The organism is Aeromonas sp. FDAARGOS 1409, from assembly GCF_019048705.1.
GTDB classification, from domain to species: Bacteria; Pseudomonadota; Gammaproteobacteria; order Enterobacterales; family Aeromonadaceae; genus Aeromonas; species Aeromonas sanarellii.
Genome location: NZ_CP077395.1, coordinates 2,776,647 through 2,788,402, shown reverse-complemented (window position 1 = coordinate 2,788,402; position 11,756 = coordinate 2,776,647). Strand labels below are relative to the sequence as shown.

Genomic DNA, 11,756 nt, shown 5'->3' with positions numbered 1-11,756 from the left:
CCATCATGAAGAAGCCGCCCATCGGGCGGCTTCTTCGCAATGCACTGGGGCTATTGCTCCGGCAGATTGAGATCCAGCTTGGGCGCCGGGGCGACCTCGGCGTGCTGCGCCTTCTGCGCTGCCATCGTCTTGCGCAGGGTGCGGCGCTTCTGCAGCAGGATGAAGCCGCCCGCCCCCAGCAGGAGCAGCAGCACGCCCCCGCCCCCCAGGGCCCAGGGCAGCCAGACAGGACTCTCACGCTCCTCAAACTTGGCCTTGGCCGGCTTGGCCGCCGAGGTGGCAGAAGCCGCCGAGGGAATGGGGGCCGGTGACGGCATGATGGTGAACGACTTGACCGGCAGCTGCAGCCGCACTTCACGGCCGAGCCGGGTCGTGGCGAACAGGGTGGCCTCCACCTGATACTGGCCCGCCCCCTTGAGGGCGGAGAGATCGACGCCGAGGCGGGGCTCGGTTGCCACCGCATTGAAGGCCATGCTGGCCCCAGTGCTGTGGATGGCCTTGCCCTGGATCACCACTGAGGCCGGATCCAGTTCGTCGACATCGATGAGCAAGGAGAGTCTGGCCCCGGTGTCACCGGAGGGGGGATCCAAGGTGTAGCTCACCGGCAAGGGATAGAGCAGCACCTGCTGTGACTCCGCGCGGGAGAACACCTCGTTGCCCGTGCTGTAGAGGGCGCGATACTTGCCTGCCGGCACGTCCAGCACGGCCTCGGCGGTCAGCACGCCGTCTCCCGGCACCTCGTCAAGCCCCTTGCCATCGTCCAGATAATGGCCGAGCGTCTCCTCGAAGATGGGCTCCCCGCGCTGGGCCGCATCGTTGAATTGCTGCAGCTTCACCGTCATGCCGAGATCCGAGAGGTAGTAGCCGGCCCCCGGCGACGCACCGTCGATCAGCAGCCGGGATTGCAGCTTGACCCGCTCCCCCTGATAGAGGCGGGCCGGCAGCGGCTCGCTTGCGACCCGGATGTCGGAGAGCAGGCGCACCCGGTTGTCGGGGTCCACCTCGCCAATGGCCTGCCAGGGGCCCGGCATGGGGTTGCGCACCGTGATGAGATCCTGATCCTTGAGGGCCAGCCAGCCCACCTCAGGCGGCCTGACCTTGCCCACATAGAGCTTGCTGCCATCGGGCCGCACCAGGATCACCGAGGGGGTACCCGGCTTGCGGGTGATGATGAAGGTGATCTCCTTCACGCCATAATCGATGCGAAAGCGGTTGTCGAGCAGGGGGATGTCGGAGGGTGCGAATACCTCGTTGGCCGAGGCCGAGAGGGAGGCCAGCAGCAACAGGCCGCCCCAGAGCGAACTCATTGCCGCCACAGGCAGGCACCTCCCTTCTTCTGTACCAGGTCCAGCCTAGCCTCGTGGGTCGCCACCACCTCCTCGCTGGCCCGCACCACCCTGAGAGGCGCGCGGTTGCCCTCCAGGCGGCGAATGCCGGTGTCCTGGTTGCTGTCGCTCTCGTTGCTCTCGCTGGCCAGGTTGAGCTTGGTCTGGCCACCCGTCATCAGCAGGTAGACGTCCGCCAGGATCTCCGCATCGAGCAAGGCGCCGTGCAGGGTGCGGTGGGAATTGTCGATGCCGTAGCGATCGCACAGCACATCCAGGTTGTTGCGCTTGCCCGGGAAGAGATCCCGCGCCATCGCCAGGGTATCCGTGATGCCGCAGATATCCGCCGTCTTGAAGTTCAGGCCGAGCTTGCTGAACTCATAGTCCATGAAGCTCACGTCGAAGGGGGCGTTGTGGGCGATGAGCTCGGCACCGCGGATGAACTCGATGAAGTCATCCGCTATCTGGCTGAAGGAGGGCTTGTCAGCCAGGAAGGCATCCGTGATGCCGTGTACCGCGACGGCCTCGGGGTCCACCAGCCGATCCGGCTTGATATAGACGTGGAAGTGGTTGCCGGTCAGTTTGCGGTTGATCACCTCCACGCAGCCGATCTCGACGATGCGGTGCCCGAGGTAGACGGGACCGCCCGCGGTGTTCATGCCGGTGGTTTCGGTATCCAGAATGATCTGGCGGTTCAGTTGGGGTGTGCTCATGATCAAATCCATGTCAAACTTCGGTTTTACTCGCTAGTTTACCCCAAGCCTTTGGCTAAAACAGACTGATCACTCATGTTGAAACACATTGATTTATTCACGGATGGTTCCTGCCTCGGCAACCCGGGGCCCGGCGGCTACGGCGCCGTCATGGTCTACGGCAAGCATCGCAAGGAGATCTCGGCCGGTTTCCGATTGACCACCAACAACCGGATGGAGCTGATGGCTGCCATCATGGGGCTGCGCACCCTGAACGAACCCTGCCGGGTGCGGCTCACCACAGACAGCCAGTATGTGCGCCAGGGCATCACCCAGTGGATCATCGGCTGGAAGAAGAAAGGCTGGATGACCGCCAACCGCCAGCCGGTCAAGAACGTCGATCTCTGGCAGGCGCTGGATGCGGAAGTGGCGCGTCACCAGATCGAATGGCTCTGGGTCAAGGGTCACTCGGGTCACCCGGAGAACGAACGCTGCGACGAGCTGGCACGGGAAGCCGCCAGCGGCAAGCAGCTTGCCGAAGACAGCGGCTACCAGCCCTGAGGCAGGCTAACCCCCCTGCCGCGCCATGCCCGGCGCCGCCATCGGCTCCGGCAGGCGCCAGCGGCGACGCACCGGGATGACGGGGAAGCGCCGCTTGCGGGCGGCAATCACGTAGACGGACGCCAGGGAGCGGCAATAGTCCCGTCCCAGGCTCTCCCGCCACCAGCCTATCCGGCTCTGCCTGCCCATGAAGGAGAAGCCGAACCGTTCGTCAAACATCACCTCGCACCCGAGCAGTTGCAGCCAGTCGGTCACCCGCGCGGGGGTGAACATGCGGGCGGACCAGGGCAGATGGCGCCGCATGAAAGGCAGGTAGTGGCCAATCCCCACCAGACTGAGGGGGTTGTAACCGCTGACGATGAGCCAGCCATCGTCGGTCAGCACCCGCTCGGCTTCGCGCAGCACCTGATGGGGATCTGGCGAGAAGTCGAGGCAGTGGGCGAGCAGACAGGCATCCACGCTGCCGGAGCGCACCGGCAGGGCAAGGGGATCACCCAGGATGTCCAGCAGCCGCCCGCCAGGGGCGACCCCGATCTGGTGACGAATGGTGGAACAACCGCAGGAGAGCTCGGCGCTCAGGGCGCCAATTTTCAGCAGGTGATAGCCAAACAGATGGGGGCACCAGTTGTCGAGCCTCTCCTGAAGCTCGGCAGCCACCCAGTCCCCCATGGGCAGTGCCGACCAGCTGGTCGGGATCGCGATCTGTTGTTCGGTACGTGCCAGCTGCATAATGGAACCAATCCGGGGTGCGAATGCCATCCAGTTATATAAGATCCCATCCCCAAAGAACACAAAAGAGAAGCCGAGCCATGTATACCGTCATCACAGTTCCCGCCTTTAACGACAACTACATCTGGTTGATCCGCCACGAGAATCACTGCCTGGTCGTCGATCCTGGCGAGGCCGCGCCGGTGCTGGCGCGACTGGAGGCCCTGGGGTTGGTGCTCGACGCCATCCTGCTGACCCACCACCATCGCGATCACGTCGGCGGCGTCTCGGATCTGCTGCACCATTTCCCGCACGCCCGCCTCTATGGCCCCAAGCATGACCCCATGCCGGAGCATCACGGCCAGTGGCTCGATGACGGTGACAGGATCGACTGGCATGGCCTGAGTCTCGACGTCTTCCACCTGCCCGGCCACACCCATGGCCACATCGCCTATTACGGCCAGGGCATGCTGTTTTGTGGCGATACCCTCTTCAGTGCCGGTTGCGGCCGCCTGTTCGAGGGTACCCCGGCCCAGATGTACGGCTCCCTGCAACGGCTCGCGGCCCTGCCCGACGACACCCTCCTTTATTGCGCCCACGAATACACCCTCGCCAACCTGCGTTTCGCCCATGCGGTCGAGCCGGACAACCCGGCGATCCAGCGGCAGATCGGGGTGATCAGCAAGCTGCGCCAGCAGGGCCTGCCGAGTCTCCCCTCCCGACTGGGGGATGAGCGGCATTTCAATGTTTTTCTGCGCTGCGAGCAGGACTCAGTGAAATTTTCTGCTGAAAAATACGCCCTGAAATGCTTGGAAAATCCAGAGGATACCTTCACCGTCCTGCGGGCCTGGAAGGACGTTTTTTGAACAAACCTTGATCAGGGGGGCATTGCCCCTTATGATGCGAGCTGTTTTTCCATAGATGACCTGAGCGAGATGAAGCTACGAACGGCCTTATTGGCGGCGCTGTTTCTCAGCGGCTGTCAAAACCTGAGCCATCAGGATGACCGGGCGGTAACGGCAATCGAGCCGATGAAATCCCCCCAAGTCAGCAAGAAAACGTACAAGAAACACTCTTCGCGCATGCTGTTCGGCGACGAACAGATAGAAGAGCTGGATGACACTGATAACCTGTGGGTGCGTATCAGCGATGATATGCAGCTGGACTCGTACGATAACGCCCGTGTCCGGCAACAGCGTGATTGGTTGTTGCGCAATGATAAGCATATGGCGACCATTGCCAGCCGGGCTGAGCCCTACCTGTATCTGATGGTAGAGGAAATCGAACGGCGTGAGCTGCCAATGGAGCTTATTACCATCCCCATGATCGAGAGCATGTTCGATCCCAATGCCCGCTCCCGCAGCAATGCGGTCGGTCTTTGGCAGTTCGTTCCTGCGACCGGCAAGAATTTCGGCCTGCGCCACGACAATTGGTACGACGGCCGACGCGACGTCCTGGCCTCCACCAATGCCGCACTGGACTACCTGGAGTACCTGAACCGTTTCTTCGACGGCGACTGGCTGCAGACCCTGGCTGCCTACAACGCGGGCGAAGGTCGGGTGCGCAATGCCATCGTACGCAACGAGCGGGCGGGCCGGCCGACCGATTACTGGTCCCTGGACCTGCCCCGCGAGACGCGGATGTATGTGCCCAAGATCCTGGCCATGGCCGACATGATCCGCAATGCGGACCAATACAATGTCACCCTGCCGGTGCTGGCCAACAAGCCGCAGCTGCGGACCATCAACACAGGTGGCCAGATCGATCTGAACGTGGCGGCGCAGCTGGCGGGCATTTCCGCCTCCCAGCTCAAGGCGCTCAACCCGGCACTCAAGCGGGGCATGACCTCGCCGCGGGGTCCCTACAACCTGTTGGTGCCCGTCGAGTATGCCGATACGCTGGAGCTGGCCCTGGCCGATCTGCCCCAGCGTGAGCGAACCCGAGGTGTGCGTTCCTATCAGGTCACCAGCGGCGACACCCTGTCCCGCATCGCCCAGAATCACGGGGTGAGCGTGCAGCAGCTCAAGCTCGCGAACAATCTGCGCGGCAACAACCTGCGCCGTGGCCAGAGCCTGATCATCCCCAATGGCGGCAAAGCCATGGTGAGCCAGACCGCCCAGAGCAAGCCGCAGCAACTGGCGAGCCGCAGTGGCAGCAAGGTGCATTACCGGGTGCGCTCCGGCGACAATCTGTGGAGCATCAGCCAGGCACACGGGGTCACCCACGCCGATCTGGCCAAGTGGAACGGGTTGAACGCCAAGTCGTCCCTGAAGCCGGGCATGAAGCTGGTAGTCTGGCCCAAGCAAGGCAAGGGCAGCAACAAGTCCATGGTGTACCAGGTGCGCCGCGGTGACTCCCTCTCCTCTATCGCCGCCCGTTTCCAGGTCGCCGTCAACGACGTGATGCGCTGGAATCAGCTCGGCAAGAGCGACTACCTCAAGCCGGGTCAGGAGCTGACCCTGTTCGTGAAGAACAACAGCTGATCGCTCATCAAAACCCAAAAAAATACCCCGCGAGTGCGGGGTATTTTTTTATCTGCATTCCATCGAACCTCAGGGGGTGATGGCCTGGGCCGCGAAACGTGCCAGGATGGGATTGTGATCCGAGGAATCGGTGGCCGGGGAACTCACCTCCACCAGATCCAGGTTGCGGTAGTAGAGGTGGTCCAGCGGGCGGCCGAAGGCGGTGCGGCGCAAGTCGGGCACCGGGACGGCCTCCTGCAGCCCGAGCTCTCCCACCAGCTTGTTCAGCCAGAATTCCCGCTTGTCGCTCCAGGTGTTGAAATCCCCGGCCAGAATGACCGGCCCCTGGTGGCGATGGACGAGGGCGGTCAGATCGTTGAGCTGCTCGCGGAAGGTGGCCATCCCCAACTCGAAGTTGACCGCGTGCAGGTTCACCACCAGCACGCCGTCAGGATCCCCCTGCAGGGGATACAGGCTCACCAGCCCGGACTTGGGGATGCGCAGCAGGGGCTCGGGGGAGCGTACACCGCAGACGAAGGCCTGGGGCGTCTTGGCGACCGTCATGACGCCGAAGGAGACGCCGCCCTGGGTGAAGGCCTGCAACTGCTGCCACTGGAAATCGCCTCGCCGCAACCAGTCCAGCATCTCGGGTCGGGTTGCAGACTCCTGCAGCAGCACCAGATCCTGGGATTTGGCATACTGGTCCAGCCCTTCGCGCCAGTTCTTGCGCTGTCCCTTATAGAGATTCCAGACGGTGATGCCAAACTCCCGGGGCAAGGCGGTGGAGGCGAGAGCCACCAGCGGGGGGCGATCGCAGCTGGCGCCGGGCACTATGCCGGCGGCCGTGACCAGATGATCCTGATCCGGCACCTCGAAACAGCCGACCAGCCCCAGTGTCAGCAGGGAGGTCCCCAGAATCCGATAACTATTTTTCATTGGCTAACAATCACCTGCCTCTGCAAGGCGCCATGGCCCTCACAGAGCTCATGATCGCCAACTAGTCTCATTATTCGTGTCCGGCCCGATTCACCCACGAGGGATCCCGCCATGGCGAGACAGCACCAGTACCGCGTGACATTTTATGATCAACAAGGAACCTGTCATCAAGTGGAGCTTTCCACCGTCTATCAGATCAGGCGGGATCCCCAGTGCGATCTCTGCCTCTTTGACACTCATCAGTGCGTCGGCTCGGAAGAGATGCTGGAGCGCATGATACGGCAAAAAACCGGGCTTGAGCAGGAAATATCCATCATCAATGCCCGGCTGATCTGACCCGCGTCAGACCGGGACCGGGCGGGATTTACCCTGATCGTCGATGGCCACGTAGGTAAATACCCCCTCGGTCACGCAGTAGCGCTGGGCCTCGTTCTCCCGCAGCACCGGCTTGACCCAGACCTCCAGCTTGAGGCGCATGGAGCTTCGCCCTATCTTCAGGCAGCGCCCGTAGCAGCACACCACGTCCCCCACCTTGACCGGGCTGTGGAAGGTCATCCCCTCGACCGAGACGGTGCAGATGCGTCCCTTTGCCAGCTCCTTGGCCATGATGCCCCCACCTATATCCATCTGGGACATGATCCACCCCCCGAAGATATCGCCATTGGGGTTGGTATCGGCTGGCATCGCCAGGGTTCTCAGCAACAGTTCCCCATCGGGGTGACGCTTTGTCTCTTCCATCATTACCGCTCTCTCTGTCATGGATGGCGGCATGATAGGGGGCGATCCCGCCCTTGGCAAACCTCAATTGCCCTCAGGCCCGCGCCAGACCTGGCTCCCACACGTGGTCAGCCGCCATGGCAATCCGACAGCATCCCTGGCTCACCCCTTCAGGGCAGCCTGCTCGGCAAACCAGTGGGCCGGATCCGGCCAGCGATAGACGAAACCGTGCCGCAGGCAGATGCGCTGCCCCTCGATGGGGGCAAAGTCGCCGGCCGGCTCGATGAATTGCGGGGGCACCAGCCCGAGCAGACGGCTCGCGAAGGGGTAGAGCTGCTCCCGCCTCGGGTGGACAGGGGCACTCAGGTTGTAGGTCTCCCCATCCAGCCCCTGAGCCAGCATCAGCTGGCAGGCAGCCACCACGTCGTCCAGGTGCACCAGATTCACCGCCTGCCCGCCCCCCGCCAACGTCTTGCCCGCGAGGAAACGCCCTGGATGGCGATCGGGGCCGTAGAGGCCGGCCGGGCGCAGCACCATGGCGCAGGCAAAGCCGGCGTCCAGCACGGCGAGCTCGGCTGCCCGCATTCGCATCCCTCTCTCGTGGGCAGGGGCAGGCGTCTCATCCTCCCCCTGCCCAGGCGTCCATACCGAGGTGGCGCTGATAAACAGCACTCTCTGCACTCCCGCCATCAGGGCCAACCGGCACAGCCGGGCCACCGATGCCGGGTAATCCCGGGTCTTGCTGGGGGGCACGCAGATCACCAGGTCACGGCAGCGAAACGGCAGCGTCTCCATCTCGGGGGCGAGCAGCAACGGCCAGGCGGCGATGCCCTCCCCTCGCAGTCGCCCGGCCTTTTCGGCGCTGCTGACCGTCACCGCGACCCGCTGGCCCGACCGCTGCAGCACCTGTGCCAGCGGCAACCCCAGCCAGCCGGCGCCGACGATGCCCGTCTGATACTCATGTTCGTGCGTCATTCCAGGATCCTGACAAAAAAAAACGGCCATCCAATGATGACCGTCGAAAGTAACGAAGGAAATAGCCGGATGAGCCGGTTACCTCCCACAGCGGGAAAATCGGGAGCGCACGCTCCTAATTCGTGGGCCTATCCTAGTGGCAGCGCCACTAAAAAGCTTTGAAGCGGATCACAGTTGAAAAGGATTTCTGAAAGCGCTTTCAATGTTTTGCGAGAAAGTCGGCCCACTTGGGGCCAACCTTATGACTCAGGCCACCGACTCCCGACGTACCAGTTCCGCTTCAAACTTGAGCGCCAGCCCCTCTACCGGCTTGTGATCCAGCAGGCGCAGGGCCAGTTCCGCGGCCCGCTCTCCCATCTCCTCGATGGGGTAGCGCACCGTGGTGAGCTTGGGATAGATGTAACGGGCATAGGGGATGTCGTCGAAGCCGACCACCGACACCTGCTGGGGGATCTTGTAACCCCGCTCCAGCAGGCAGGAGATGGCCCCCGCCACCATGGCATCGTTGAAGCCCAGGACGGCGGTGAACTCGACCCCGCGCTCCAGCAGCTCGCTCATGGCCACATAGCCGCCCTTCTCGTCGGCGTAGGCGCGACCGATGAGGGATTGATCCAGTTCGATGCCCGCCCGTTGCAGGGCGAAGCGATAACCGGCCATCCGCTGCTGACCATCGACGAACTCCTCGTCATCCGAGGTGACGAAGGCTATCTTGCGGTGGCCCGCGTCCAGCAGATGCTGGCAGGCCGTGGTGATGCCCGCCTGGTTGTCCAGCCAGACACAGCGCTCCTCGCAACCCGGCACCTGGCGGTTGATGAAGACGATGGGGGTCGTGCCCGACGCCAGCTCGCTCAACTCTTCGTCAGGCAGGGCCTTGCTGTGCAGGATCAGGGCGTCGCACTGGCGTTGCAGCAGCGCCTGGATGGCGTGACGCTCCCTGGCCGCATCGTGGTTGCCGGAGACGACGATGGTGAACTTGTTCGCCTTGTCGACCATGCTCTCGATGCCGCGCATCATCTGGGCGAAGAAGGGGCCGCCACACAGATCGCCCACCAGCACGCCGATGCAGTTGGAACGTTTGCTTACCAGGGCCTGGGCGAAGCTGTTTGGACGAAAGCTGAGCTCCTTCATGGCCGCGAGCACGGCCTCGCGCTTCTCTGGCGCCACCTGAGCCGTGTTGTTGATCACTCGAGACACCGTCGAAATGGAGACATTCGCCAGCTGAGACACATCTTTGATCGTTGCCACTCTCGATTCCTTTGTTGGGAAAGCCTGTCTGTGATGATCGGGCATTGTATCGAACCTGCCAGACCAAGACGCGGGGCCCGATCACCTGGCAGGTTTCCTTTTGTAACAAAGCTTAAGGGATGATAACCATTCTTGGGCAAGAATGGGAGGCAGCCGCGACAACGACTGCCCCCTGACTCAGTAGGCGTGATTCAGCTCGCGTTCCGACATGAAACGCAGGGGCTGCTGCAGCTTGTGCTGATAGATGAGGTCGAAGGAGAGGACGTTCTGGACATAGTTGCGCGTCTCCCGATAGGGAATGCTCTCCACCCAGACATCCATCGGCTTGTTCTCGCTCTGCTCACGCCAGCGCTTCACCCGGCCCGGGCCCGCGTTGTAGGCCGCCGCCGCCAGGATCCGGTTGCCGTCATACACGTCCAGCAGGCGCTTGAGGTAGGCGCTGCCGAGGCGAATGTTCATGGCCGGATCGAACAGCTGCTGCTCATTGCGATAGGGGACCCCCAGCTTGCCCGCCGTCTCCCTGGCGGTGGCCGGCATCAGCTGCATCAGGCCCCGCGCCCCGACCGGCGACTGCGCCAGCGGGTAGAGGGCGCTCTCCTGGCGGGAGATGGCGTAGAGCAGGCTGGTGTTCATGGTCCGCTCCTGGGCCATCTGGGAGAAGGTGCGCTTGAGCGGCAGCGGGAAGCGCAAGTCCAGCGCATCCCAGGCCTCGGCCCGGATGCTGGAGAGGATGGCCAGCTCGTGCCAGCCCTGGTTGAGGGCGATGTGACCGAACTCGAGACGCTGTGCCACGCTGTTGCGATCCATGTTGTGGATCCACTCAGAGCGGGCCGCCGTGATCTCGTTCATCGCCAGCAGCTCGCGCACCCGCAGCAGGAAGGGCCAGCGCTGGCTGGCGGTACGCCAGTCCGGCACCTTGTGCGCCACGCTCTGGTTCTTGATGCGATAGGGCACCCCGGTGCGCTGCGCCGCCATGAAGCCATAGAAGCCGCGCAGGTTCGCGGTCTCGAGATAGAGCTCCCGCGCCGATTTCTGCCGCCCCTGCTCCTCCAGCGAGCGCGCCATCCAGTAGCGCCAGCGATCCTCCTTCTGCAGGGCCATGGGCATCCGCTTGACCCAGCCCTCCAGCCCGCGCCAGTCCTGCTCCCAAACGGCCAGGCGGGCACGCAGCTCCATCAGCTCGCCATCCTTCAGGCGCACCAGGGCCGCGTCCAGCCAGCTGCGCTGGGCGAGGGAACGATCGAGCAGCAGGCGGCGGGCGGCCGCCCGCTCCACCCGGGTCACCTCGGTGTGGTTCAGGCCGAAGCGGCGGGTCATCTCCCCCAGCTGGCGCAAGACCGCATCCGGCTGCTCATTGGCATAGCGGGCCAGTCCCAGGGAGAGCAGCTGGCGCGATGGCGGTGTCGCCATGAAGTTGGCCGGATTCATCGCCCGCACGGGTTGCTCATACAGGGCGATCATCTGATCCCCGTATCCCTTCATGCCGCTGCCGAGCTGGGCCCCCAGGTGGCGAATGAGATTGGGGTTCTGCGCCTCGAAGGCCAGGCTCATGCGCTGCCAGATCTTCTCCTGGGTGCGCAGTCCAGCCTGCTGCCAGAGATCGAACAGGGGATCGCAGGCATCGGGCCTGGACTGGCCGCTCAACCAGAGTTTGCCGGCTTCCTTCAGGGCCTCGCTCTTGTGCCCCGTGTAATAGCGGGCCTGATAGTGCTGACAGAGCAGATCGGTGGAGCTCGGCTTGGCCGGGTAGAAGCGCAGGAACTGGGACCATTGCTGGCTCTGGGCCAGATAGCTGAGGTAAGCGCGCTCCAGGCGGTTGGACTGGGGGGTGTCCCCGTGCTGGCGGATGAAGCGGGTCACGTCGTCATAGTCCGCCGCCCCCGGCCTGAAGGCGAGCTGGTAGTAGTCCAGATAGGGCCGCAGGGGGTAATGGCTCAGGCGGGCACGAATTTGCTCGAAACGGGTCTGATCATTGGCCCGCACGGCGTCATAGCCCTCACGATAGAGGGACTGTTCCATGGTTTGCGCAAAGACGGGTGCCACTAGCCCTGGCACACACAGCGCCGATAAGATGATTCCCTGCACGGCTTTCACGAATGGCATTCTCCCTTCAAAGGCACGGCCACCGCCCGCTG

At 63.4% G+C, this 11,756-nt stretch carries 13 protein-coding genes; 4 read left to right on the top strand and 9 right to left on the bottom strand.

Going from position 1 to position 11,756, the window contains the following annotated elements:
- Window positions 1-50: 50 nt before the first annotated feature.
- Window positions 51-1,307 (bottom strand): TIGR03503 family protein, encoded by a 1,257-nt coding sequence (locus I6L39_RS13300; RefSeq protein ID WP_216989901.1) that lies wholly within the window; start codon window positions 1,305-1,307, stop codon window positions 51-53.
- The gene (dnaQ, locus tag I6L39_RS13295; RefSeq protein WP_216989900.1) at window positions 1,304-2,038 is read right to left on the bottom strand and encodes a DNA polymerase III subunit epsilon; all 735 of its coding nucleotides are present in this window, start codon (window positions 2,036-2,038) and stop codon (window positions 1,304-1,306) included. The genes I6L39_RS13300 and dnaQ overlap by 4 nt, the downstream gene beginning before the upstream one ends.
- A gap of 75 nt (window positions 2,039-2,113) precedes the next feature.
- Between dnaQ and rnhA the strand changes: the two genes are divergently transcribed.
- Window positions 2,114-2,578, top strand: coding sequence for a ribonuclease HI (gene rnhA, locus I6L39_RS13290; protein ID WP_216989899.1), 465 nt, complete (start codon window positions 2,114-2,116; stop codon window positions 2,576-2,578).
- A gap of 6 nt (window positions 2,579-2,584) precedes the next feature.
- Here the strand turns inward: rnhA and I6L39_RS13285 are convergent, their stop codons facing one another.
- A complete protein-coding gene (locus I6L39_RS13285; protein WP_216989898.1) occupies window positions 2,585-3,307 on the bottom strand; it encodes a methyltransferase domain-containing protein in 723 nt (240 codons plus the stop codon).
- Between the two features lie 80 nt (window positions 3,308-3,387).
- On the opposite strand from I6L39_RS13285, the gene gloB reads away from it, so the two are divergent.
- Window positions 3,388-4,152: a hydroxyacylglutathione hydrolase gene (gloB, locus tag I6L39_RS13280; RefSeq protein ID WP_042077376.1), complete on the top strand. Its 765-nt coding sequence runs from the start codon at window positions 3,388-3,390 to the stop codon at window positions 4,150-4,152.
- A gap of 87 nt (window positions 4,153-4,239) precedes the next feature.
- Here gloB and I6L39_RS20280 read toward each other — a convergent pair whose 3' ends face one another.
- On the bottom strand, window positions 4,240-4,512 hold the full coding sequence (locus I6L39_RS20280; protein ID WP_244462931.1) for a hypothetical protein: 273 nt from the start codon (window positions 4,510-4,512) through the stop codon (window positions 4,240-4,242).
- Here I6L39_RS20280 and I6L39_RS13275 point away from each other — a divergent pair, their 5' ends adjacent.
- Window positions 4,513-5,769 carry a LysM peptidoglycan-binding domain-containing protein gene (locus I6L39_RS13275; RefSeq protein WP_244462930.1) on the top strand — a complete coding sequence of 419 codons (1,257 nt, stop codon included), beginning with the start codon at window positions 4,513-4,515 and terminating at the stop codon, window positions 5,767-5,769.
- A gap of 69 nt (window positions 5,770-5,838) precedes the next feature.
- On the opposite strand, the gene I6L39_RS13270 is transcribed toward I6L39_RS13275, so the two are convergent.
- Window positions 5,839-6,684 carry an endonuclease/exonuclease/phosphatase family protein gene (locus I6L39_RS13270; RefSeq protein WP_216989897.1) on the bottom strand — a complete coding sequence of 282 codons (846 nt, stop codon included), beginning with the start codon at window positions 6,682-6,684 and terminating at the stop codon, window positions 5,839-5,841.
- A gap of 111 nt (window positions 6,685-6,795) precedes the next feature.
- On the opposite strand from I6L39_RS13270, the gene I6L39_RS13265 reads away from it, so the two are divergent.
- Window positions 6,796-7,020 (top strand): hypothetical protein, encoded by a 225-nt coding sequence (locus I6L39_RS13265; RefSeq protein WP_042077371.1) that lies wholly within the window; start codon window positions 6,796-6,798, stop codon window positions 7,018-7,020.
- Window positions 7,021-7,026: 6 nt separating this feature from the next.
- On the opposite strand, the gene yciA is transcribed toward I6L39_RS13265, so the two are convergent.
- The 4 genes from yciA to I6L39_RS13245 form a co-directional block, all read right to left on the bottom strand.
- Window positions 7,027-7,425: an acyl-CoA thioester hydrolase YciA gene (gene yciA, locus I6L39_RS13260; protein ID WP_029314261.1), complete on the bottom strand. Its 399-nt coding sequence runs from the start codon at window positions 7,423-7,425 to the stop codon at window positions 7,027-7,029.
- 138 nt (window positions 7,426-7,563) lie between these two features.
- Entirely contained in the window at window positions 7,564-8,376 is an 813-nt protein-coding gene (locus I6L39_RS13255) for an NAD-dependent epimerase/dehydratase family protein (RefSeq protein ID WP_216989896.1), read from the bottom strand.
- 246 nt (window positions 8,377-8,622) lie between these two features.
- Complete coding sequence (locus I6L39_RS13250; RefSeq protein ID WP_216989895.1) at window positions 8,623-9,621, bottom strand: LacI family DNA-binding transcriptional regulator; 999 nt, start codon at window positions 9,619-9,621, stop codon at window positions 8,623-8,625.
- 177 nt (window positions 9,622-9,798) lie between these two features.
- Window positions 9,799-11,715 (bottom strand): transglycosylase SLT domain-containing protein, encoded by a 1,917-nt coding sequence (locus I6L39_RS13245; protein WP_216991794.1) that lies wholly within the window; start codon window positions 11,713-11,715, stop codon window positions 9,799-9,801.
- Window positions 11,716-11,756: the final 41 nt, after the last annotated feature.

Coding starts and splice junctions, on each gene's coding strand:
- I6L39_RS13300 (WP_216989901.1), bottom strand. CDS start 1,307: ATGAGTTCGCTCTGGGGCGGCCTGTTGCTGCTGGCCTCCCTCTCGGCC.
- dnaQ (WP_216989900.1), bottom strand. CDS start 2,038: ATGAGCACACCCCAACTGAACCGCCAGATCATTCTGGATACCGAAACC.
- rnhA (WP_216989899.1), top strand. CDS start 2,114: ATGTTGAAACACATTGATTTATTCACGGATGGTTCCTGCCTCGGCAAC.
- I6L39_RS13285 (WP_216989898.1), bottom strand. CDS start 3,307: ATGCAGCTGGCACGTACCGAACAACAGATCGCGATCCCGACCAGCTGG.
- gloB (WP_042077376.1), top strand. CDS start 3,388: ATGTATACCGTCATCACAGTTCCCGCCTTTAACGACAACTACATCTGG.
- I6L39_RS20280 (WP_244462931.1), bottom strand. CDS start 4,512: ATGCTTATCATTGCGCAACAACCAATCACGCTGTTGCCGGACACGGGC.
- I6L39_RS13275 (WP_244462930.1), top strand. CDS start 4,513: ATGGCGACCATTGCCAGCCGGGCTGAGCCCTACCTGTATCTGATGGTA.
- I6L39_RS13270 (WP_216989897.1), bottom strand. CDS start 6,684: ATGAAAAATAGTTATCGGATTCTGGGGACCTCCCTGCTGACACTGGGG.
- I6L39_RS13265 (WP_042077371.1), top strand. CDS start 6,796: ATGGCGAGACAGCACCAGTACCGCGTGACATTTTATGATCAACAAGGA.
- yciA (WP_029314261.1), bottom strand. CDS start 7,425: ATGATGGAAGAGACAAAGCGTCACCCCGATGGGGAACTGTTGCTGAGA.
- I6L39_RS13255 (WP_216989896.1), bottom strand. CDS start 8,376: ATGACGCACGAACATGAGTATCAGACGGGCATCGTCGGCGCCGGCTGG.